This window comes from Lactobacillus sp. S2-2 (genome assembly GCF_021698855.1).
GTDB lineage: Bacteria > Bacillota > Bacilli > Lactobacillales > Lactobacillaceae > Fructilactobacillus.
This window is the reverse complement of the sequence record NZ_WWFA01000001.1, coordinates 121,829-145,923: the sequence shown is the minus strand read 5'-3', so window position 1 is coordinate 145,923 and position 24,095 is coordinate 121,829. Positions and strand designations below refer to the sequence as shown.

Here is a 24,095-nt window from a genome sequence, read left to right as displayed (position 1 = left end):
TTTTTTTTAATATTTGGTATATTACTAAAATATTCGAGAGGGGAGAATTATGTCAAAACAAAATAAACAGATTAAGAAAAAAATGAGTCTATTTAGTGCAGTAATGCTAGCACTTAGTTCAATCATTGGATCAGGGTGGCTATTTGGTTCCTGGGAAGCATCAAAAGTTGCAGGACCAGCCGCAATTATTTCATGGGTAGTTGGTGCTATTGTAATTGGTGCCATTGCATTTAACTACATTGAACTGGGAACAATGTTTCCTGAAAGTGGTGGAATGAGTAAATATGCTCAATACTCTCATGGATCTTTATTAGGATTTATTGCATCTTGGGCAAACTGGGTTTCACTTGTTACCCTACTTCCAATTGAGGCAGTTGCCGCAGTACAGTACATGAGTTCTTGGCCTTGGAAATGGGCTAGCTGGACTCATGGGTTTGTTCAAAATGGAACTATCACTAATCTTGGTTTATTAGTAGTATTCTTATTCATTTTGATTTTCACATTATTAAATTATTGGTCAGTAGATTTATTAACTAAATTTACCGAAATGACATCAGCTTTTAAAATTATCGTTCCATTATTAACAATTATTTTACTACTAGCTTCTGGATTTCATGGAAGTAACTTCACCGGTGCAAATACTGGTGGTATGGGAGGATTCTTTCCTTATGGTACTGCTCCTATCTTTGCTGCAACTACTGTATCAGGAATTATCTTTTCATATAATGCATTCCAAACTATTATCAATATTGGTAGTGAAATTGAAAATCCGAAGAAAAATATTGGTCGTGGAATCATAATTGCATTAGTAATTAGTATTATAATTTACGTAATGTTACAGTTTACATTCGTTGGTGTTATTGATCCAGATACATTAGCTAAAGTTGGTTGGCACGGTATTCAATTTAACTCACCATTTGCTGACTTAGCGTTATTATTAAATATTCATTGGTTAGTTATCTTATTATACCTAGATGCATTTGTATCTCCATTTGGAACCGGTGTATCATTTGTTGCTTCAACAAGTAGAACATTAGCTGCAATGACTGAAAATGGTCATATGCCAAAATTCTTAGGTAAAATCAACAAAAAATGGGGAACTCCAAGAATTGCAATGATTGTTAACTGGATTATCAGTTGTATTATGGTTTCTATCTTTAGAAACTGGGCTGTTTTAGCTAGTGTTATTTCAACATCAACTTTAATTGCTTACTTAACTGGACCCGTAACTTTAGCTTCATTAAGAAAATATGCACCTGAGTTCAAACGCCCCGTTAAAATTAATTTGGCTAAAATAATGGCTCCACTTGCTTTCGTACTTGCTAGTTTAGCAATATACTGGGCAATGTGGCCAACAACTATTCAAGTAATCATCGTAATTTTAATTGGATTTCCATTCTACTTCTTTTATGAATTTAAAGGTGGTTGGGAAGATTCAATTAAAAAGCTTAAAGGTAGTGCATGGATGCTATTTTATCTAATATTTATTTCGGGTATTTCATACATTGGTTCAACACCTTTTAATGGAAAAAATATTATACCTTATCCACTTGATTTTGTTGTTATTATTATTGCATCACTTGGATTTTTCTACTGGGCTGTTAAAAGTTATCAAAAAACTAAAAACTTTGATAATGCAAAAGAATTAAACGATACAGTAGACGAAGATATGTAAAAAATGGACCGATTGGTCTTTTTTTTATATTCATTAAATGGAAGAATATTAATATATTTGTTATAATAAATTATAACTTGTTTTTTCCTTGATACATGGAGGGATTAGTTTGAATAATCAAGATCCAAATTCAAGAATTAGAAGATACGATTTTAGCGAATCAAATCAAAATCATGAAATAGTACGTAAAAAGTTCAATGTTTTACCTTGGATTATTGGTTTAATTGTTACTGTAGTTGCTATTGTTTGTTTAATAAACGTAGTAACTGGGAATAGTGCAAATAATTTACAACTATTTGAAAAAAATCAAATTAGTAAAAAAGCTAATTCAGATAAAAAATTAAGTAGACCTCAAACCAAAAAACATAGTAAACCGGAAAAGAATATTTCACCTTTTGCTTATGCTAAAAACTTCAATTCCGTTGAGGATGCTCAAAATTGGGCAAATGCAATGCAAGACAATTGGTTAGCCGATGGTTATAATAACTATACAATTACTCAAGATGGTCAAGGTTATTATGTTTTAAAATTTATAAAATAAGGAATTGATAATCAATTCCTTATTTTTTATATCTAAGGAGATTAAAAATGAATATTAATGTTAAATTAAATAACAGATTTTTACCTGATGAATATACTTTACATGGTGATATTAATGATAAAAAACAAGATATGCCAATAAAATCATTTCCAATTGAAATTAGCAATGTTCCACCAAAAACAAAATCATTATCATTAATTTTATTAGATGATGATTCCATTCCGGTTTGTGGGTTTACTTACATTCACTGGGTAATGGCTAATATAGATCCAACTACTAAACTAATTCCAGAAGATCAAAGTCAAAAAGAAAAAATTCCTGCCACTAAAGGAAAAAATAGTTTAGCTGGTAAACTAGTAAACATTACTGATAAATCATTAAATGAACACTATCTTGGACCTAAGCCCCCTTCTGGTACACATGATTATCAACTTGAAATTATTGCATTAGACAAAAAATTGAATTTGAATGACGGATTCTGGCTTAATGAAATGAAACATCAAATGAAAGATCATATAATTGAATCTGCTAAACTAACCTTACCTACTAAACATTAATTAAGGAGTTATTTATGTCATTTATTAAAGAAGTATCCATTAATGATTCACAAGATTTGCAAAAAGTTAGTCAAAAAGCCTTTTATGATACATTTAGTGATTCAAGTTCAAAATCAAATATGGAAACATTTTTGAACACTAATTATAGTATTCAAAATTTAACTAATGAATTAAATGAACCAAATTCTAAATTTTATTTTGTTTATTATCAAGAACAAATTGCTGGATACATCAAAATCAATTTAAATGATGCGCAAACTGAAGATTATGGTAATGATTATCTAGAAATCGAACGAATTTATTTATTAAAAGAATTTCAAGGCTCTTGTCTTGGATCAAAATTAATGGATTATGCTATTCAACTAGCTAAATCATTAAATAAAAAACATATTTGGCTTGGCGTTTGGGAACACAATACAAAAGCTTTAAAATTTTACCATAAATTTAATTTTATTGAAAAAAGTGCTCATAATTACTCAGTTGGAACTGATGTTTTTAAAGATTTAATCTTAATTAAAGAAATATAAAAAGCTTATACGTAATGTATAAGCTTTTTTATTATCATTATTTTTTATTTTTATTTTGTGCATGTTCATAACCAATAATTGCTAAAACAATCATCCCTGAGATAAATATAGAAGCAAATCCAGTCAAAATAAATGAAGTATAGTCTACATATCCTCCATCAAAAAACATCTCAATACTTAGTCCTATAAAAAATATAAAGAAAGAAACTAAAAATCTTATTAAATTCGATGAAAAAAAGATTCTTATTAATTCACAATAGACATAAAATATTGCCATGAAAGCTATATATGACATTCCTGTAAAAATATTTTTATGTGTAAAAAAATTGAACATACATATAATAAAGAAACCTATTAATAATCCTATTATAAAATAATAAAAATTTGTATCTTTATACTTTTTCTCTAAATTATGTATTTTTTTTAAATCCATTAAATACCTCCCTTTTTAATTTAGTATAACAAATAAGTAATCAACAAACCTTTGAAAATAAACTTGTCTACTAAATCTAGACATAAAAATCATTTAATTTAATCAAAAAGACCTAAGCTATTAAATATAAAATCTAATATCTTAAGTCTTTTAACTATCTTATTTTAATTAAAATTGTGCATTACCTGGTGTTCTTGGGTAAGGGATTACGTCTCTGATATTTGACATTCCTGTTACATACATCAATAATCTTTCAAATCCAATTCCAAAACCAGAATGTTCTGTTTCACCATATTTACGAAGTTCTAAATACCAATTGTATTCTTCTTCGTTTAAGTTAAATTCTTGAATTTTTTTAGATAGTTCTTCTAAACGTTCTTCACGTTGACTTCCACCAATTAATTCACCAATCATTGGTACTAATAAATCGGCAGCAGCAACTGTCTTACCATCATCATTATCTCTCATATAGAAAGCTTTGATGTTTCTTGGGTAATCAGTTAAGAAAACTGGTTTTTTATAAATTTCTTCACATAAATATCTTTCATGTTCAGATTGTAAATCAATTCCCCATTCCACTGGAACTTCGAATTCTGTATCTGCATTTTGTAAATCTTTAATTGCTTGAGTATAAGTTAATTGAGCAAAATCTTCATCAACAGTATTCTTTAAACGATCAATCAATGTTTCATCAACATTATCATTTAAAAATTCTAGTTCATCTTTTGCATTCTCGAATAAGTAATTAACTACTGATTTTAATAATTCTTCAGAAACTTCAATTGTATCTTGTAAGTTAGCAAAAGCCATTTCTGGTTCAATCATCCAAAATTCAGAAGCATGACGAGCAGTATGTGAATTTTCAGCTCTAAAAGTTGGTCCAAATGTATAAACATCCTTAAAAGCAAGAGCAAATGGTTCAACGGCTAATTGTCCACTAACTGTTAAATTAGTTTCTTCTTTAAAGAAATCTTGAGTATCATCAACTTGACCTTGATCATCCTTTGGCAAATTATTTATATCTAAAGTTGTAACTCTAAACATTTCACCCGCACCTTCAGTATCACTACTTGTGATAATTGGTGTATTTACATATGTGAAACCTTTTGATTGTAAATATTGATGGATTGCAAATGCAGCCATTGATCTGATTTTAAAGACAGAGTAAAAAGTATTTGTACGAGGTCTTAAATGAGCAATTGTTCTAAGATATTCATATGAATGCTTTTTCTTTTGTAATGGATAATCCGAATCAGAACTACCTAATTCTTCAATATGACTTGCTTGAATTTCAAAAGGTTGTGGTGAATCTGGTGTTTCCACAAACTCACCTTGTACAAGAATTGTTGAAGAAATTGGTAACTTACTAATTTCCTCAAAATCTTCATTATCACTTTTTAAAATAACTTGTGCATTTTTTAATATTGAACCATCGTTTAATTCAATAAAACTAATCTTTTTCGAACCACGAATAGTTCTGATCCATCCACTAAATTCAACTTTTTTTCCATTTAAATCAACTTGACTATATAATTCTTTAACAGTTAATTTGGTCATCTTAACCCCTCCAATTAATAATAAACTATAAAAAAAGACCCTTCATCTCCAAAAAAGGGACGAAAGATCTCCGCGGTACCACCCACTGTGTTTAATTAAAAACCACTTTTCATTATAACGTCATGAAAACGTCTAATCTTACTACTAATTCAGAATAGAAACAAATAGGTGTTATTCAAAAAATACAGTGTTATTCAGCTCTCACTATCCTGAACTCGCTTATAAATGAATTTTCTTACTTTTCCTTATTTATAGCTTTAAATATTTAACTAAATAATACCATTAAATAAATTTAGTTACAATATAAATAAACCTAAAGATTAGCTACTCGATGGGCCTCTTTTTCGAGCCATAATAAAAGTGTAAAAGAATCTTTTTTGAAGGATTCAATAAATCCTTCATTATCTTTAATAAATGCAACTGATTTATTAGCAATATTCTTAACTTCGATTTGATTATTATCTAATAAGTATCCGGTATCATAATGACCATCTTCTGCATTATCTAAATATGCTTGAAATAATTGTAAAACCGTTTCTTTTATCAATGTATCTTTATCAATAGATTTACCTTCATTATTTAACTCTTCCATTTTCAGATCAATATCGTTCATATTTTCAGGAATCATATTAAACCTCCTTTAAATCATTGTTGCAACTAATAAGAATAGAATAGTCACAATGAATAAAATTAAAATTAGTTTAGCCATAAAACGCCACCATGTAGCTAAATCAATATGTGCAATTGCAAGTGCTCCAACTACTAACCCAGTTGTCGGATTAATTAAACTAACTAAGCCAACGGCTGCTTGATATGCTGTAATTACGAGTCCAGAAGCAACTCCAGAAAAATGACTTAATGGTCCAATTAATCCCATTGTTGCAGCGGCTAATCCACTAGATGACGGAATTAAGAATGTCATTGGTATATAAAATAAATATTCAATTATTAAAAATCCACTAGATGATAAGCCTTTTAATAAGGATTCTCCAGAATGAAGGATTGTAGCAGATATGAATCCATCATTCATTACAACTTGAATACCTCTAGCAATAATCACAATCATTGCCACACCAATAAAATCTTTCATCCCATCGAAAAATGCATCAATATATTCATTTTCAGGCATTTTAAAAGCAAACATAACCATCACTGACATAAATAAGAATAACATTGTCATTTCAGGATAAAACCAAGTTCCTAGCGGAGCAAAGTCAGTTCCAATTAATTTACCAAGAACTGGAAAATGAGTTATTTTATCAGTTACTTTAATAAAGAAATCCCATCTAGGATTCAATGTATTCCATGGAATTAAACCAATAATCATCGTTACAAACGTACCACCAAAAAGACATAATACAAGTTTTTGTCTTTTTGACATCTTATAATCAATCGCATGATTAATTTTATTGATTTCAAATCGTTTTTGATCTTCTTCACGTTGATAATAAACAAAAGATTTTGTTGGATCTTTTTCAATTTTTGAAGCATATCGATAAACATAAGTTATACTGATTGCAACAACAATAATCCATAAAATAATTCGATATCCAATACCATCTCCAACTGAAACACCTAAAGATTGTGAGGCAACACCAGTCGCAAAGGGATTAATTGTCGATGCTAAAATTCCTACTTGTGTTCCAATTAAAATAATTGAAATCGCAACAATTGAATCAAATCCAACTGAAATCATAACTGGAATTAGTAAAGGCATAATTGCTAGTGTCTCTTCAGCCATTCCATAAGTTGAACCGCCCAAAGCAAAAATAATCATTAAAATAGGAATTAATTGTTTTTCTTTTCCTTTAAATTTTCCAACAACTGCTCTAATACCATCATCTAAAGCATTGGTATGATTTACAACTCCAAGAAACCCACCGATTACTAAAATAAATAAGGCAATTGGAATTGCGGCTTCAGTTGTTGCTGTTCCAGTAACACCTTTTATTGGTGCCATAAATACATCCCAAATTCCTTGTGTATGTGGTGCTATTTGATGATATGAATTGGGAATTATTCCTTCTCCACCTTTTGGGCCATTTTTAATAACTGAATACTGTCCAGCTGGAATTATCCAAGTCAAAACAGCCATAAATGCAGTTATTAAAAATAAAATTGTAAAAGATGAAGGCATTTTCAAATGCTTTTTTACTTTATTTTTCAACCTTATTTGATCCTTTCAAAAAAATATCCAAAGAACATTATACTTTTAATATTTACATTAGTCATTATAAAAATATTTTTATTTTATACTAATTTAGCTTATCATGGAATAAACGAAACGAAATGAGGTTAATTAACATGAAAATTGCCATTATTGGTGCAGGTCCTAGAGGCCTAATCATGGCTGATCAAATTTTAAAAAAATCAAATAATGATGTTGAAATAAATTTATTTGATTCTTACCAAATTGGTGGAAAAGTTTGGCGTACTGATCAACCAAAAGAATATATTGCAAACACTCCAGCTCAACAATTAACATTATTTAATGATATTAATCAATCAACTAATCCCGGACCTAATCTATATGAATGGTCAAAATTAGATGAAGCAATTAATTTTGTTAAAGAAAACCAATATTCAAATCAAAATTTAATCATTGATTCAATGAATAATTTATCTGAGAATGGATATACTAAACGATTTTTATTTGGAATTTATGCGCAATGGTTTTACAAGCAATTTTTATTCCCCACTAATCGAATTAATTTTATTAATCAAGAAGTTAATAATATTCAAGAAGAAAATAATAAATACATTTTATCAACTGAAAATAATGAATTTATAGCTAATAAAATTATTTTAAGTACAGGTCAAACTAGTAATGATTTAAATAGCGAAGAACAAGCCCTTGTTAACTACTCTGAAGATAATCAATTAGATTATTACTTACCAAATCATCCGGGTAACGTTGATCTTTCTGACATTAATGAAGATAATATCGTTGCCATTCGTGGACTTGGATTAAGTTTCTTTGACTATTTAACCGAATTAACTCAAGGACGTGGCGGTTCATTCAAAAAGGAAGAAGATGGTAATTTAACCTATATTCCTTCTGGTAATGAACCAAAGATTTTTGCTGGATCAATTCGAGGAGTTCCCTATTATGCTAAAGCAATTAATGAGAAAAAGATGGACGAACTTGTCACTCCTCAATTCTTAACAAAAGAAAATATTAACCAACAATTAGACAGTAATAAAAAATTACCTTATCAAAACTTCATCAATTTAATTAGTAACGAATTATCATTTATTTATTATTCATTACTAATTGATGAAAAATATCCAGACATGGATTCTAATCAATTTAAGCAGCAATTTATTCAAGCTGATGATAAACATAAACTAATCGATAGCTATCAATTTAATGATGACGATTTATTAGTTTGGGAAAAATTATTAAATCCAGTTGCTGGATTAAAAATAACAAATATTTCAGATTATCAATCTACACTAATTAATTGGATTGATAGAATTGCTAACGATGCAAAAAAAGGATCAAAACATGGGCCTTTAACTTCAGCATTAGAAGCACTACGTGATTTTAGAAATATAATTCGAGATTTAGTTCTAGATGATACATTTGAAACTGAAGAATACATTTCTAAATTTTTAAAAATGTTTAATTCATTGGAAGCATTTCTAGCTGTTGGTCCCCCCGAAATCAGATTTAAAGAATTGTCAGCTTTAATCAAAGCAGGAATCGTAACTATCTTTGGTCCTCAACTTCAAGTAGTTGGAGCAAATCGAAAATTTATGATTAGGTCACGTTTTTATCCTAATGATATGATTAGTGCAGATACTTTAATTGAAGCTCGTGTTCCAAAATTCAACTTAATACATTCTAACAGCTCATTACTTCAAAATATGGTGAGAAATAATCTCATTACCAATCATAAATTTAAGCTTAATGATGAAATTATTGATGATAATGCAATTGATATTAATAAAAAGGATTATTCAAGCACTAAAAATAATGATATCTATGTATGGGGATTACCTGTTGAGGGAATTGATTGGATGACTACTTCAATTCCAAGACCACAAGTTAATGATCATAACTTTATTGTTGTAAATAAAATTACTGAAAATATCTTAAAATAAAAAGCACCCCTAAAAATAGGGATGCTTTTTTTGCTTGGTGAAATTAACAAAAACGTTAATTTAATAAGTTAAATAACTTATCACTTAATTCTAACAGACTTTAATTATTCATAAAAACAAAATATGATTATTTATATTATAAATAAAGAAAAATTGAATCAAAAAACAAACTATAGTATAATTAAGCCACAAACATTTGATAGGAGAATTTAAAATGAAGTTTAAACATATTGCTTTATTATTTGCAGCTTCATTAGCATTAATAATAATGTCGTCTAATGTTTTAGCATCCAAAACAATCGCAAGTCACAGTGATCCAATTATAACAAGACACAAATTTGACTTTAAACCCAGAACTTACGATTTTGTAATTAAAGATGAAAATCAAAATGAAGACTTTTAAGTAAAGACAATCAGTGATTGTCTTTTTTTATTTTTTAAGTTACAATTATAGCAATTAAATATCTGGGGTGCCTAATTGGCTGAGAATATACCCGTTGAACCTGATCTAAGTAATTTTAGCGAAGGAAAACTTTCATATATTATTAAGTTCAATTTTTATAATTGTTCCTTTTATTTAATGAATTCAATGGCAACTCCAATGACTTTGGAGTTGCTTTTTTTATAGGATGTGAAATATTGAAAATAGATATTAATAATTTCCAATACAAACAAGATGAAAGTATTTTAACAAATATTCATCAAACTTTTGAACCTGAAACATTCAATCTAATTATTGGAAAATCTGGTGAAGGTAAAACAACATTATTAAAATTACTAGGTAATTTATACCCAAAATATTCAAAAGGAATATTCAATGGAACGATTAATAATGCATTTGAAACTGCTTATATGTTTCAAAATCCTAACTATCAATTTGTTATGCGCACCGTCAAAGAAGAGTTTATTTTTGCGTTAGAAAACACTATGGTTCCAAATGAAAAAATGGATGGAATTATAGAGTATCATTTAAAATTATTTAAAATTGAAAAATTAAAGTATCAAACTATATTTTCTTTATCAGGTGGTGAAAAACAGAAAGTATTTTTAGCAATCTTAATCTCTATTCAAAAAGACATCATTATTTTAGATGAACCTTTTGCGAATATTGATCAAAAAAGTCGTTTACAAATAATTCAAACAATCAAATTCTTACAAGTAAATTATAAAAAAACAATTATAATTACTGATCATGATTTATCGAACTATTCAAAAATTGTTACCAATGTATTTCAAATGAAAAATCAACAACTATGCAAAATCGATAAAAATAAATTAAATAATTTTGAACAAAATGATGATATTGATATCCCATTTTCACCAACTAAAAATGAACTTATTTCCTTTAATCAATTATCAATTAAAAATGGTAATAAATTAATTTTGAAAAATACCTCTAACAAAATATACTATGGAGTGACTCTTTTACACGGAGAAAATGGATGTGGTAAAAGTACCTTACTTGACTCGTTAACTAATTTAAAAAAGTATTCTGGTGAAATACTAATTAATGGAAAATTATTATCAAAAATTAAACAAAAAAAATTATTAAACACTATTGGAAGAACCTTTCAAAATTCTGACCAACAATTTTTAAAATCTACAGTTCAAGAAGAAATTGAATTAGCCAATAAGAAAGCTAATCATAAACTATGGAATCAACAAATATTAAATAAAATTCTAAAAGATTTAAATTTAGGTCATAAATTAAATAGTTCAATCAATAATTTAAGTGGCGGTCAAAAGAAAAAACTACAATTTTTAATTATGTTAATGTGCAACCATCAATTACTACTACTTGATGAACCTTTTGCTGGATTAGATTATTCTTCAATCCAACAATTAGTTAAACTAATTGAAAAATTCAAAGATAAGAAATCATTTATTATCATTAGTCATCAGACTACTTTTTTAAAAGAAATTGTCGATTTCAAATTAATCTTTGATCAACAAAAACTTGTTTATCAGAAAGGACAATTATAATGAATTCAGTTCTTAAATTAATCTTATCTTTGATAATTGCTTTTGAAATTTCTTTTATAAATAATCTTTATGTTAATATCATTTTAATTATCATTGCTGTTTTATTATTGCTTTTTAAATTTTATGCTTTTAAAGCAATTTTTAAATTGTTTTTAATTGGATTAATTCCAGCTATTGGTATTTTAATTTCTCAATTATTATTTGGACAACGCGGTCCATTATTTGCTTACACTTTATTTACTAGAATTTATGCTTATATTTTTATAGGATTTTTAACTACTAAATCAACTAATATTAATGATTTAATTTATTCATTACAACAAAATTTTAAAGTTCCAAGTAAGTTTTGTTATGGTATCTTAGCAGCTTTTAATTTACAAAGAGAAGTTAAGCATGAAATAAAAATAATTAAAAATAATAGTGCAATGCGTGGAATAAATATTTCTTGGTATTCGCCTTCACTTTACTTTAAAGCTATCTTGACATCACTCTATTGGGCAGATAACTTATCTCAGGCAATGGAATCACAAGGATACAAAGAAGATAGTTATAGAACATATTATTATCAATCAATCATCAGTAACAATGAGAAAATTTTATTTGTTTTAATTATTATTAGCTTTAATTTATTGTTTTTTATTTAAAAAAATTCCTCCTAATCTACTCTTTAGGGGGAATTTTAATATAATTATCTTTTTTGTTTATTTTGATTATTATTTTTCCTTTTTTCTTGTTGCCTCAACTTATTCTCTTGATTTACTTTATTTGCTTGTACTTTTTTATCTTCTTTTTTCTTTGTTAATTTTTGATCATTTTCTTTTTTTCTATTAATTATCATTTTTAAATAATTATAAATTAATAAAAATAGAAAAGATAATAAGCATTGTGGAATAAATAAAATCCATTGTGCATGCGTTATCGCCAAATTATAAATTAACAATAAAATATCTAATAAAATTGAAATTTTAAACGTATCAATTAACCATTTTGGAAATTTATGCATAAAAAATCTCCTATTGTTGTATTTGTTTTTCAATTAAATAACAATCCAAATAATCAAATGCAATTTCTGATAATTCTTCGAGGCCAAAACTAATTCTTTTATTAACAAAAAGTTTAGCATCATCAACCACATCAAATTGGACTTTATTTCCATCAAAACTAATTGGAAATCCAACTGCTGAATCACAGTTTCCTTTTTTAATTCTAATCACTCGCTTAAAATTAATTGACTGTCTTATCATAAATTCAAATGGATCAATTGTTTCATCAAAAATTCGATCATCATTTAATACTGGTTGAATATAATTTCCATTAGCTAAATTTAGGGTCACAAAATGATTAACTAATCTTAAATAATCATTTTTTAATATTACTCTTTGAATATCTTTTAATTTAATTAACTCATAACCACCGAATTGACCTGCCATATCAACAGTTTTAAAAATAACACTTTCATTATTAATTGAAACTACTTGACCAATAAAAAATAAACTAGGATTATTTTTTGGTACCATAATAACCCTTTTTCCACTTTCTTTTGCAACATGTAAATTAGCATAAATTTGAATTAAATTTCGATACTCATTAACTTCTAAATGCTTACTATAAAGTACTTTTTTAGATTGAGATATCAATTTTAATTCTTGACCTAAAAATTCAACCAATCTAATTTCATTTTTGGTTAATTCTATTTCTTGATAATTTTCATTATTAAATTTATCAATCGTTCTAATTGTAACTACTTGATCCCCTAATGAAACAATAAATCCTTCATACATAATTCCATATATTGTAACTACCATAATTGGTTGTTGTTCAACAAAAGAAGACCCCAGTATTTGAGTTAAAAGATCTGTTTTTCGATTTAACTTAAAATTTTCAGGAGTAACTCCATATAGCTTTATTTTTCTAGCTAATTGAATTCTTCCTTCCATTTTAGACAAATCTTCACTATAAAAGTCTACTTCTTCAATATCTCCAAATGTTAAATAAACAAGCCCATCTGAAAGACCATATTCATTAAAAGTAACAATGATTGCTCCAAAATTATCAATTGCCGAAACAATTCCTGTATAAAAAATTGTTGAATTATTTTGATAAACGTTAATTAATAAATCATTATCTAATGAATACTTTAAATCTTTTATGAGTTCTTTAAAATTACCCAATCAAATCACCTTTCTTTTATGAAGTAGCACTCATCATAAATTGCGCTAAATCGTAATCTTTTTTATTAGCACTTAATCCAACAATTAATTTAATTCTCGCTTTTTGTCCATTCAAGCCGTGACAAATTGTTAATCCCATTTTTTCTAACTCAATTCCACCGCCCTCATAATCATAAATTGGTTGGGCAGTACCGTTATAACAACGAGATACTAAGATAACTGGAATTTCATTATCAATTAATTTTTTTATTCCTGGCAAAGACTTTGGAGGTACATTTCCAGCACCTAAACCTTCTATTACAATTCCTTTAGTTTGATCATTATTTAAAATATCAAATATAGTTGAATCCATCCCTGCATATGCCTTAATAAGGTACACTCCATCAATAACTGTTTCAATATCACAATATTCATTACCGATTAAAGTTGTAAAGAACTTAGCCTTGTTATGACTAACCATTCCAATTGGTCCTAAAGTTGGAGTTCTAAAGGTAGCTACATTTGTAGTATGTGTTTTAGTAACAAAACGAGCTGAATGAATTTCTTCATTCATTGCTACCAAAACACCTTTATTTTGTGCATCATCTGAAGCTGCAACTTCAATTGCTGCTTGAAAGTTATATAATCCGTCTGAACCAATTTCATTTGATGAACGCATTGCTCCAGTTACAACGACTGGATAACTATTTGGTAAGGTTAAATCAAGAAAATATGCAGTTTCTTCTAAGGTATCTGTACCATGTGTTACAACTACTCCATCATAATTTTCATCCATAAATGCAGTCTTAATTCGATTAGTTATTTTTAACATTTCTTTTGGGGTAATATGTGGTGATGGTAAATTAAAAACTTCCTCATTCACTAATTCAATTTCATTCAATGGAATGACTTGTTGATTTGCAATTGGATTAGTTTTATTAGTTACAACTTCTCCTGTACTACTTTGTGACATAGAAATTGTACCACCTGTATGTAATGCTAAAATTTTTTTCATAGTTATCCCCTTTACATTCGTTAAATCTGATAATATTTTAGCATATTACTATTTTTAACCCTAATCAACATAAAATTTTCATAAAAATATCACTAAATTGAATTAACTTCATTTAAATTATCTATTTTTTGATTTAAAATAATTGTGAGGTGATATTAAAATGTCAAAAGCAAAGGAATTAAGTAAACTAAGAAATAATATTATTATCGATATGAATGATTTTATTATTAAATACGCTGAAAACATTTTAGACGTTTCAAAAAATGATTTAGCTGAACAAATTTACGAAGCAGCAAAAGACGACGTTAAAGGATTAGACCAATTATTTAATGATAATGGTTATGGTAGAACAACCAAATATACAGATATTGCTGAAGGCTTTTTATGTAACTCTAATCATGTCGGTCCTGAAGAAGTTGAAACAGAAGCTCAAAAATTAGTTAACGAAGCAATCGAATATCTAGGTAAAAATGCCCAATCATTCGATCAATGGCGTGCTGAATAGGAGTAACTGATTAGTTACTCTTTTTTTATTAAATCATTTCATAAGGAGGAACCTATTGTGCAAAAGATTGGTGTAAGAGAAATTGTAGAATTTGTTCTTCAAAGTGGTGATTTAAATAATTCTTTACCTAGTTACAATAGTGCAAAAAATGGAAGCAGAATTCACCGTAAAATCCAAAAAAAATATCCTCAGAGTTATCAATCTGAATATTTTTTAGAACATGAAATAAAAATAAATAATAAAAAATATCTTCTAAATGGTCGAGCAGATGGAGTTTTATTTACAAAAAATCATGTACTAATTGAAGAAATTAAAACATCAGACTTAGATTTTAATGAAATTCCAGAAAATAAAATGAATCTTTATTGGGGTCAATTACAAGCTTATGCATCGATTATTTTTTCAGAAAATAATAATATTGATTCTATCGATTTAAAATTAACTTATGTCAGAACTCCTGAGGAAGAAATTACCGAAAAAATAAAATCTTACAAAAAAAGTGAAGCTCAAACTTTTCTAGATCAATTGATTAAAGAATATTCTCAATGGTTAGCTTTAAAAGACAAAATGTTAGTTGAAAGAAATACTTCAGTTAAAAATCTAAAATTTCCATTTAAGGATTATCGTCCTGGTCAATACGAATTTGCCAAAATGGTTTATAAATCCGTAATTTCAAAAAAACATTTATTTGCTGAAGCTCCAACGGGAACTGGAAAAACTATTTCTACTCTTTTCCCTGCTATTAAAGCCTTTTCTAGCAATTATATTCAAAAGATTTTTTATCTAACCGCAAAACAAAGCACTAGAATTGTTGCAGAAAATGCTATTAATCTTTTAAAAAATAATGGATTAAAATTAAGAAGTATTACATTAACTGCTAAAGAAAAAATAACTTTTCCAGAAGAAAAAGATTTAACACCTGATCAAAATCCATATATGATTGGTTACTACGATCGATTAAAGCCAGCTCTTAAAGATATTTTAGAAAATAATCATCAAATAACTAAAAATGTTATCGAAATTTATGCTAAAAAGCACAAAATTGACCCTTTTGAATTTTCTTTAGATATTAGTCTTTTCTGTGACGTTATTATTGGTGATTATAATTATTTATTTGATCCAGTTGTTCATTTACAAAGATTTTTTGAAGTCGAAAATGATGATTACTTTTTCTTAATTGATGAAGCTCATAACTTAGTTGATCGTTCAAGAGATATGTATTCAACTGAAATTAACGATTCAGAAACAAAAAATGCATTAGAAAAAATAAATGAAATCAAAAATCAAAAAAAATTAATTAATGAAATAAATAACTTACTTGCTATTTTTGAAAATTATAATGATAAATTAGATGATAATTCTGAAATTAATTATGAATTACCTAATTCTAAATTATCCAAAACTATTAATAAAATAATTACATTAATACGAAAATTGATTCGAAAAAAAGCAAAGTCAAAAGAAGAATTGGATGATGATATTTTACAATTTTTCTTTAATTGCTTGCATTACCAAAAAATAAATGATTTATACGGAGAAAATTATCGAACTAGAATTATCAAAAAAGATAATCATTTAATTATTAATTTATTTTGTATCAATCCAAGCCCATTTATTAATGGTACGCTTGAATTGGGAAGAGGTAGTATTTTATTTTCAGCTACTTTGTCACCTATTAAGTACTACCAAGAAATGTTAGGTAATAATCCTGATAGTCTACAATTTCAAATCAACTCTCCATTTAATCCAAATAATAATCAAATTATTATTGATTCTTCAATTAATACAAAATTTAATAATAGAGACCAAAGTATTAATAATATAATTTTATCAATTAAATACATGATTCAAAAAAAAGGAAATTATTTAATTTTCATTCCTTCAATTAATTATCTAAATAAAATTTATGAAGCTTTTAATAAAAAATATCCTAACATTAGAATCATTAAACAAACTTCTGAAATGAATGAAATTGATAGAAGTAACTTTATAAATAACTTTAAAGAATATCCTTCTGAATCATTAGTAGGCTTTGCATTACTAGGAGGTATTTTTTCAGAAGGAATTGACTTACAAAAATCTAGATTAATTGGTGTGGGAATTGTTGGAGTTGGTTTACCAGCTATGAACCCAGAAAATAATTTAATTAGAGATTATTTTGATCAACAAAAAAAGCCTGGATTTTCATACGCTTATCAACTTCCAGGTATTAATAATGTATTTCAAGCTGCTGGACGATTAATTCGTACAGACGATGATAAAGGAATTATTCTATTAATGGATGAACGTTTCATCCAAAATAGATACAAACAATTATTCCCCTATCATTGGAAAAATATTTTAATTACTAGAAACAAAAATAATTTATCTAAAATAATTACTAAATTCTGGAATTAATCGTTATAATTAATCTTAATAATTTTATCTGGTAAAGGAGTAATTAATGATGAATAATGAAAAATATGAAAGAGCAATCAAAAAATTTAAAAAAAATAATATTAGAATTACCCCACAAAGACAAATAATCTTAGACTATATGATTAACAGTGATCAACATCCAACTGTTGAAAATATTTATCATGCACTAAATAAAAAATTTTCAAATCTAAGTATGGCAACAATTTATAATAATTTGAATCTTCTAAAAGACTTAGATATCATTATCGAGATTCCCAATCCTGAGGGTGGATATCGATATGATTTTTTTGAAACTCCACATATTCATGCCATTTGTGATAACTGTGGCAAAATAATCGATGTTGATTTTCCTCAGTATCAAGAGTTTGATGAAGAAATTAAAAATGCAGTAAGAAAATATAACTTTTCACCTAAAACATCGCACATTGAAATCAATGGAATTTGTGAAAATTGTCAAAAAAAGAGACCTCAATAGGTCTCTTTTTTTACAATTGTGACTTTATGTTATAAACATTTAATCTATTTGACATTAATCACAATAAACACTGATATAACAGCTTAATCAAGGATTTTTATTTAATGCTTTTATTTGCAAACCAAGTGAAAACATCATATATTTTGTTTAATGAAAAAATAAACAAAGGCGGAATCACAATGATTAAATTAAACTTGAAAAAAAGTATTTTAATTTCTTTGATGACAATAAGTGCATTTCTTTTACTTGGAACTAAAACTCAAAATGCCAGTTCACTAAACAATTACATTGCTTCTCAAAATATAAAACCAGTTAAAATTACTAATGCCATTTGGAACAAATTTCCAAAATATAAATATCGTCATGGTGCTGGCAAACCTGAAGGTGTAGTAGTGCATGAAACTGCTAATAATTCTTCAACAATTTACAATGAAATTGCTTATATGAAAAATAATTACCGTAATGCATTTGTTCATTCATTTATTGATGGAAATAAAATAATTAACATTTCTAACACCAATTACTTATCTTGGGGAGCTGGATATCAAGCTAACCAAAGATTTGTTCAATTTGAACAACCTCGAGTTCATAGTAAAAAGGCATTTGCTAAACAAATTGCAAATGCTTCATACTACACTGCTTATATTTTAAACAAATATAAATTGAAGCCTAATAATGCTAGTTATGATGGAAAAGGTACCGTTTGGTCTCATAAAGCTGTTTCAAAATATTTAGGTGGAACTGATCATACTGATCCTGTAAGTTATTATGCTTCTAATGGTCGTAAATATTTTAATAAAGCATATACAATGAGTGACTTTTATAAAATGGTTGTCAAATATTATAATGGTATGAATAAATCTCAAACTAACAATAATGGTGGACAAATAGAAACTCAACAAGATATTAAACAAGATGATATTGTATACGATACTGGTGATGGTTATGATAGTGCTTCACTAAGTAGTAATTACAAAAAATATAATGCTTATTCACATTTAAAAGCTTCTGGTGAAAAATATTCAACTCAAAAGCTTTCTAAAAAAGTTAAAAAATCTTCTAAATTATATATCTCTAATCGAGCAACCGTTAACGGTAATTCAATTTGGTATCAAGTAAGACTCAAAAGAAACACAAATAGCTCAAAGTTTTGGGTCAGTGAAAATGCTTTAAAATTTAATCAAATTGATTATTACGATGATAATCGCTCTGATTTAAATGTTAAGTCAAACTATAATTTACAAAATAAAGTTTTTAATAACCCTACTCTTTCAAAACAAATTGGAAAATCTAATATGTTTGATGGATCTAAAGTAACAACAACTCAAAAAGCAGTTGTTACATCATCAAATAATAAACAAATTTCTTACAATAAAATAACTTTCAACGGTTACGACTATTGGATTAATTCAAATGCATTATACTAAAAGGAAACGAATTTCGTTTCCTTTTTTATTTACTTAAAAAACAAATTTGCTATAATAGTTACTAGATTAGAATCATTATAAATAGGAGTGATTTTCATGAGCAAAAAGAAAAAAAGCTTAGCACAAAAAATAAATGTTCTTCGTGCTAGTGTTATGGGAGCAAATGATGGAATTTTATCAGTAGCTGGAATTGTACTAGGTGTTGCTGGTGCAACATCTGATAACTTTGCTATTTTCATTTCCGGATTTGCAGGAATGTTAGCAGGTACTGTTTCAATGGCAATGGGAGAATATGTTTCTGTAAATACCCAAAAAGATTCTCAAAGAATGGCAATTCAAAAAGAAAAGAAACTTTTAAAAAATAATTATCAACAAGAATTTGATTTTGTTAAACAAAATTATTTAAAAACAGGTATGAAAAAAGAACTAGCAGAAAAAGCAACCACAGAGATGATGGGAAAAGATGCCTTAGCAACTACTGTAAGAGAGCGTTTTTCTTTTGATATTAATAAAATTACGAGTCCATACGCTGCAGCAATTGCGTCAATGATTTCATTTCCCACTGGTTCACTACTTCCACTTGCTTCAATATTATTATTTCCTGAACAATATCGAGTTATTTCTACATTTATTTCTGTAGTTATAGCACTATCGATTACCGGGTATGTTGCAGCAAAATTAGGAAATGCAAATAAGATAAAATCACTATTTCGAAATGTTGTTGCTGGAATTATCACAATGATTATTACATATCTTATCGGAACAATAATCAGTTAGGAGTTTAAAAAATGAATTTAACTAAAAAAAATAAAAAAACGTCAAAAAAAGAAGGAAATCTTGATGATAAATTAAATAACTTAAGAGCTGGTGTTCTTGGGTCAAATGATGGCATTTTAACTGTAGTCGGAGTTTTATTTTCTGTTGCAGTAGCTACACCTAATCAGTTCACTATTTTTATCGCTGGATTATCTGATTTATTAGCATGTGCATTTTCAATGTCATCTGGAGAATATGCTTCAGTCAGTTCACAAAGAGATACTGAAAAAGCAGCAGTACAAAACGAAAAGAAAATTTTAAAAAATGATTTTGATCAAGAATTACAAACTACTCAGGAATTTTATACAAACCGTGGGGTTAATCAAGAAACAGCAAGAGAAATTGCAGTTGATTTATTAAATAAGAAGCCTTTAGAAACCATAATTGATATAAAGTATGATATAAAGATTAATAAATACTTAAATCCATGGTCAGCTGCACTATCATCTTTAATTTCTGCTAGTTTAGGTGGCATTCTTCCTCTTCTAGCAATGACTCTTCTCCCCATCGGATTAAAATGGCCTGGAACCATTTTGGCTGTTATTATTGCTGTTGCATTAACTGGATTTCTAAGTGCAAAATTAGGTGATGGATTAGTTAAAATTGCTATTTATCGAAACATAATTGTCGGAATTATTACTATGATAATTCATTACTCAATTGGAAAAATTTTCTAAATTACTAAAAATATTAAGAATTTAAGGAAAATTTAACATTTTAATGTTTGCGTTTGCATGTCTACTAATGAATAGGTTTTTAAACAAAAACCTTGTCTGGTAGGCTTTTTTTTATACTTATAATTTGACATTAAATTAAAGTACTTGTAATAATAGTTAGTGGTAATTAAAGAAAAGTTAAATTTTGAAGGGAGGAAGTTCTGTGTCTGAAAATAATAAAAAGATCGAAGTTAAAAATCTTTATAAAATATTCGGTCGTCACATCAAAAAAGCACAAGAACTACTAGCTGAAGGTAAAACAAAAGAAGAAATTCTTGCTGAAACTGGAAGCACAATTGGTGTTAATAATGCTAATTTTTCAATCAATGATAATGAAATTTTTGTCATTATGGGACTATCCGGTTCAGGAAAGTCTACTTTAATTCGTATGTTTAACCGTTTAATTGAACCTACTTCTGGTCAAATTGAACTTGATGGTCAAAACATTATGGATTTAGATAAAAATGGACTAAGAGAAATGCGTAGAAAGAAAATGAGTATGGTTTTCCAAGGCTTCGCTCTATTCCCTAATCGTACCATCTTAGAAAATGCTGCATATGGCCTAGAAGTTCAAGGTATTGATAAAGAAGAACGTGAACAAAAAGCTCATGATTCTCTTGAAATGGTTGGACTTGTAGGAAATGACAACATGTATCCTAAAGAATTATCAGGTGGTATGCAACAACGTGTTGGATTAGCTCGTGCTATTACCAATGACCCTGAAATCTTACTTATGGATGAAGCTTTCTCTGCTCTTGATCCTTTAAACAGAAGAGAAATGCAAAATGAATTAATTGAACTTCAAAGAAAACTTAATAAGACAATCATCTTTATTTCTCATGATCTAAACGAAGCACTTAGAATTGGTGACCGTATTATGATGATGAGAAATGGTGATATTGTTCAAATTGATACACCTGAAGATTTATTACGTCATCCTAAAAACGAATACGTTAGAAAATTCATCGAAAATGTTGATAGAACTAAAATTCTTAATGCATCACATGTTATGTTCAGACCAACAACGGTCAACATTGAAAAAGATGGTCCAAAAATTACATTACATCGTATGAAAACTGATGGTATTTCAAGTATCTTCGTTACTGACTCACAAGATCGTTTTGTTGGTTTAGCAGATGCTGATGATGTTAACGAATTAATCAAACAAGATAAAAATGATTTAAGATCAATTCTTAAGACAAATGTTCCAACTACAACTGCTGATACACCTATTAATGAATTAATTGAAGGTATTTCAAAATCACCTATGCCATATGTTGTTTTAGATGATGATAAGAAATTATTAGGTATTATTATCCGTAGTTCTGTACTTGAAGCAATTTCTGGAAGAGAGGTAGATCATAATGAATAGTTTATTCTCATTATTAAGTATCCCAGCAATCCCAGTTTCAGACTGGATTAACACTTTTGTTAATTGGCTAACTAATTTTGCTGGATTCTTCAATAGTATTACTACTTTCATTGGTGGTATTATCAACGGAATTCAATGGGTCTTTGATTTCTTAAACCCATTTGTATTTATTGCAATTATTTTAGCAATTACATTTTGGATTACCCGTAAATCAATTTCTTGGGGATTATTACTTTTTGAACTTCTTGGTTTACTATATATTTATAATCAAGGTTTCTGGAGAGATATGACTCAAACACTTACTCTTGTATTAACAACATCAATTATTATTGTTGTTATTGGTATTCCATTAGGTATTTGGATGGCAAAAAGTAATACAGTTGACTCAATTGTTCAACCTATTCTTTCATTCATGCAAACAATGCCTGCCTTTGTTTACTTGATTCCTGCTGTTGCATTATTTGGTATTGGTATGGTTCCTGGTGTTATTGCATCAGTTATCTTCTCATTACCTCCAGTAGTAAGAATGACAAATTTAGGTATTAGACAAGTTCCTAGTGATTTAACCGAAGCATCTGATGCATTTGGTACTACTTCATGGCAAAAACTTATCAAGTTACAATTACCATTAGCTAAACCAACTTTAATGTCTGGTGTTAACCAAGGTATGATGCTTGCCCTATCAATGGTAGTTATTGCATCTATGATTGGTGCTATGGGTCTTGGTACTCAAGTATACTTTGCCGTTGGTAGAAATGATGCCGGTGCTGGATTTGCTGCAGGTATTGCAATCGTAATCCTAGCAATCATCATGGATAAAGTTACTCAAGGATTCATGGGTGAAAAAGAAAAATAAGATAGATAAGGAGAATAGATATGTCTCGTAAAACTATTAAGTTAATAACTGGCTCAATAGCGATGTTTCTGTTAACTCTTACTTTATCTGCATGTGGTAGCAAACCTGCTCAATACGATTCTAAATCAGATTTAGGATCACAAGTTAATTATACAATTACAGGTATTGATGCTGGTGCTGGTATTATGGCATCCACTCAAAAAGCATTAAAGGAATATCCTAATCTTGCTAATAATAATTGGCAACTTCAAACCAGTTCATCAGCTGCTATGACCAGTACTTTAGATAAAGCAATTAAGTATAAACAACCTATCGTTGTTACTGGTTGGCAACCTCACTGGATGTTTAAAAAATTCCCAATTAAATTTTTAAAAGATCCTAAAAATGCTTACGGTAAAAGTGAAGAACTTGATACAATCGCTAGAAAAGGTTTAAATAAAGATAATCCTGGTGCTTACAAGTTACTTAAAAACTTTAAATGGAATGCTTCAATGATGTCTGACGTTATGCTTGCTGTTAATAATGGTGAAAAACCTGAAAAAGCAGCAAAAGACTTCATTAAGAAAAATCCTGATCAAACTAAAAAATGGCTTGATGGAGTTCCAAATGGTAATGGTAAAGCGATTAAGCTTACTTATGTAGCTTGGGATTCAGAAATTGCATCAACAAATGTTGTTTCTGAACTTCTTAAGATGAAAGGTTACAAGCCAACTATTCAAGCTTTAGAAATGCAACCTATGTGGGCATCAATTGCCACTGGTGCTGCAGATGCTTCAACAGCTGCATGGTTACCTACTACTGCAGGTCTTTACTACAAACAATATAAAGACAAAGTTGAAATTGTCCAAACTAGTTTAAAAGGTGCTAGAACAGGACTTGCAGTTCCTAAATATATGAAAAATATCAATTCTATTGAAGATTTGAAAAAATAATTTAATAAAAAGCCTAAAATCAATATGTTGATT

At 28.0% G+C, this 24,095-nt stretch carries 24 protein-coding genes, 1 riboswitch and 1 other annotated feature; of the genes, 17 read left to right on the top strand and 7 right to left on the bottom strand.

The features are described 5' to 3' along the window. Nucleotides 1-49 precede the first annotated feature (49 nt). The 4 genes from GSH19_RS00775 to GSH19_RS00760 all read left to right on the top strand — a co-directional run bounded on the left by GSH19_RS00775 (nt 50) and on the right by GSH19_RS00760 (nt 3,300). Complete coding sequence (locus GSH19_RS00775) at nt 50-1,675, top strand: APC family permease (protein WP_237026009.1); 1,626 nt, start codon at nt 50-52, stop codon at nt 1,673-1,675. A gap of 109 nt (nt 1,676-1,784) precedes the next feature. Then, entirely contained in the window at nt 1,785-2,216 is a 432-nt protein-coding gene (locus GSH19_RS00770; RefSeq protein WP_237026008.1) for a hypothetical protein, read from the top strand. Nucleotides 2,217-2,263: 47 nt separating this feature from the next. Then, nucleotides 2,264-2,773 (top strand): YbhB/YbcL family Raf kinase inhibitor-like protein, encoded by a 510-nt coding sequence (locus tag GSH19_RS00765; protein ID WP_237026007.1) that lies wholly within the window; start codon nt 2,264-2,266, stop codon nt 2,771-2,773. 14 nt (nt 2,774-2,787) lie between these two features. Continuing rightward, nucleotides 2,788-3,300 carry a GNAT family N-acetyltransferase gene (locus GSH19_RS00760; protein ID WP_237026006.1) on the top strand — a complete coding sequence of 171 codons (513 nt, stop codon included), beginning with the start codon at nt 2,788-2,790 and terminating at the stop codon, nt 3,298-3,300. A 37-nt stretch (nt 3,301-3,337) separates the two neighbouring features. Here the strand turns inward: GSH19_RS00760 and GSH19_RS00755 are convergent, their stop codons facing one another. From GSH19_RS00755 to GSH19_RS00740, 4 genes are all read right to left on the bottom strand, one after another. Beyond that, a complete protein-coding gene (locus GSH19_RS00755) occupies nt 3,338-3,733 on the bottom strand; it encodes a hypothetical protein (RefSeq protein WP_237026005.1) in 396 nt (131 codons plus the stop codon). Between the two features lie 168 nt (nt 3,734-3,901). Next, the gene (asnS, locus tag GSH19_RS00750; RefSeq protein WP_237026004.1) at nt 3,902-5,290 is read right to left on the bottom strand and encodes an asparagine--tRNA ligase; all 1,389 of its coding nucleotides are present in this window, start codon (nt 5,288-5,290) and stop codon (nt 3,902-3,904) included. A gap of 52 nt (nt 5,291-5,342) precedes the next feature. Continuing rightward, nucleotides 5,343-5,552, bottom strand: a binding site (T-box leader). 51 nt (nt 5,553-5,603) lie between these two features. After that, nucleotides 5,604-5,918, bottom strand: coding sequence for a hypothetical protein (locus GSH19_RS00745; protein WP_237026003.1), 315 nt, complete (start codon nt 5,916-5,918; stop codon nt 5,604-5,606). Between the two features lie 12 nt (nt 5,919-5,930). Further along, the gene (locus tag GSH19_RS00740) at nt 5,931-7,427 is read right to left on the bottom strand and encodes a YfcC family protein (RefSeq protein ID WP_237026128.1); all 1,497 of its coding nucleotides are present in this window, start codon (nt 7,425-7,427) and stop codon (nt 5,931-5,933) included. A gap of 167 nt (nt 7,428-7,594) precedes the next feature. On the opposite strand from GSH19_RS00740, the gene GSH19_RS00735 reads away from it, so the two are divergent. The 4 genes from GSH19_RS00735 to GSH19_RS00720 all read left to right on the top strand — a co-directional run bounded on the left by GSH19_RS00735 (nt 7,595) and on the right by GSH19_RS00720 (nt 12,024). Continuing rightward, complete coding sequence (locus GSH19_RS00735) at nt 7,595-9,397, top strand: FAD/NAD(P)-binding domain-containing protein (RefSeq protein WP_237026002.1); 1,803 nt, start codon at nt 7,595-7,597, stop codon at nt 9,395-9,397. A 214-nt stretch (nt 9,398-9,611) separates the two neighbouring features. Next, nucleotides 9,612-9,800, top strand: a complete 189-nt coding sequence (locus GSH19_RS00730) for a hypothetical protein (protein ID WP_237026001.1) — start codon at nt 9,612-9,614, stop codon at nt 9,798-9,800. Nucleotides 9,801-9,853: 53 nt separating this feature from the next. Continuing rightward, nucleotides 9,854-9,944, top strand: a riboswitch (TPP riboswitch). A gap of 92 nt (nt 9,945-10,036) precedes the next feature. Continuing rightward, nucleotides 10,037-11,380 (top strand): ATP-binding cassette domain-containing protein, encoded by a 1,344-nt coding sequence (locus GSH19_RS00725; protein ID WP_237026000.1) that lies wholly within the window; start codon nt 10,037-10,039, stop codon nt 11,378-11,380. Then, on the top strand, nt 11,380-12,024 hold the full coding sequence (locus GSH19_RS00720) for an energy-coupling factor transporter transmembrane protein EcfT (RefSeq protein WP_237025999.1): 645 nt from the start codon (nt 11,380-11,382) through the stop codon (nt 12,022-12,024). The genes GSH19_RS00725 and GSH19_RS00720 overlap by 1 nt, the downstream gene beginning before the upstream one ends. A 44-nt stretch (nt 12,025-12,068) precedes the next feature. On the opposite strand, the gene GSH19_RS00715 is transcribed toward GSH19_RS00720, so the two are convergent. The 3 genes from GSH19_RS00715 to GSH19_RS00705 are packed head-to-tail and all read right to left on the bottom strand — an operon-like array spanning nt 12,069 to nt 14,545. Beyond that, the gene (locus GSH19_RS00715; protein ID WP_237025998.1) at nt 12,069-12,383 is read right to left on the bottom strand and encodes a hypothetical protein; all 315 of its coding nucleotides are present in this window, start codon (nt 12,381-12,383) and stop codon (nt 12,069-12,071) included. A 10-nt stretch (nt 12,384-12,393) separates the two neighbouring features. Further along, a complete protein-coding gene (locus tag GSH19_RS00710) occupies nt 12,394-13,551 on the bottom strand; it encodes a hypothetical protein (protein WP_237025997.1) in 1,158 nt (385 codons plus the stop codon). A 16-nt stretch (nt 13,552-13,567) separates the two neighbouring features. Then, nucleotides 13,568-14,545: an asparaginase gene (locus GSH19_RS00705; RefSeq protein ID WP_237025996.1), complete on the bottom strand. Its 978-nt coding sequence runs from the start codon at nt 14,543-14,545 to the stop codon at nt 13,568-13,570. Nucleotides 14,546-14,705: 160 nt separating this feature from the next. Between GSH19_RS00705 and GSH19_RS00700 the strand changes: the two genes are divergently transcribed. From GSH19_RS00700 to GSH19_RS00660, 9 genes are all read left to right on the top strand, one after another. After that, nucleotides 14,706-15,050 carry a hypothetical protein gene (locus GSH19_RS00700; RefSeq protein WP_237025995.1) on the top strand — a complete coding sequence of 115 codons (345 nt, stop codon included), beginning with the start codon at nt 14,706-14,708 and terminating at the stop codon, nt 15,048-15,050. Nucleotides 15,051-15,107: 57 nt separating this feature from the next. Continuing rightward, on the top strand, nt 15,108-17,447 hold the full coding sequence (locus tag GSH19_RS00695; RefSeq protein ID WP_237025994.1) for a helicase C-terminal domain-containing protein: 2,340 nt from the start codon (nt 15,108-15,110) through the stop codon (nt 17,445-17,447). Between the two features lie 49 nt (nt 17,448-17,496). Beyond that, nucleotides 17,497-17,943, top strand: coding sequence for a Fur family transcriptional regulator (locus GSH19_RS00690; protein WP_237025993.1), 447 nt, complete (start codon nt 17,497-17,499; stop codon nt 17,941-17,943). A gap of 179 nt (nt 17,944-18,122) precedes the next feature. Beyond that, on the top strand, nt 18,123-19,370 hold the full coding sequence (locus GSH19_RS00685) for an N-acetylmuramoyl-L-alanine amidase family protein (RefSeq protein ID WP_237025992.1): 1,248 nt from the start codon (nt 18,123-18,125) through the stop codon (nt 19,368-19,370). A gap of 96 nt (nt 19,371-19,466) precedes the next feature. Next, the gene (locus GSH19_RS00680; RefSeq protein ID WP_237025991.1) at nt 19,467-20,147 is read left to right on the top strand and encodes a VIT family protein; all 681 of its coding nucleotides are present in this window, start codon (nt 19,467-19,469) and stop codon (nt 20,145-20,147) included. An 11-nt stretch (nt 20,148-20,158) separates the two neighbouring features. Then, the gene (locus GSH19_RS00675) at nt 20,159-20,863 is read left to right on the top strand and encodes a VIT family protein (RefSeq protein ID WP_237025990.1); all 705 of its coding nucleotides are present in this window, start codon (nt 20,159-20,161) and stop codon (nt 20,861-20,863) included. Nucleotides 20,864-21,065: 202 nt separating this feature from the next. Beyond that, nucleotides 21,066-22,274, top strand: coding sequence for a glycine betaine/L-proline ABC transporter ATP-binding protein (locus GSH19_RS00670; RefSeq protein WP_237025989.1), 1,209 nt, complete (start codon nt 21,066-21,068; stop codon nt 22,272-22,274). Continuing rightward, nucleotides 22,267-23,130, top strand: coding sequence for a proline/glycine betaine ABC transporter permease (locus tag GSH19_RS00665; protein ID WP_237025988.1), 864 nt, complete (start codon nt 22,267-22,269; stop codon nt 23,128-23,130). The genes GSH19_RS00670 and GSH19_RS00665 overlap by 8 nt, the downstream gene beginning before the upstream one ends. A 20-nt stretch (nt 23,131-23,150) precedes the next feature. After that, on the top strand, nt 23,151-24,062 hold the full coding sequence (locus GSH19_RS00660; protein WP_237025986.1) for a glycine betaine ABC transporter substrate-binding protein: 912 nt from the start codon (nt 23,151-23,153) through the stop codon (nt 24,060-24,062). Nucleotides 24,063-24,095 lie beyond the last annotated feature (33 nt).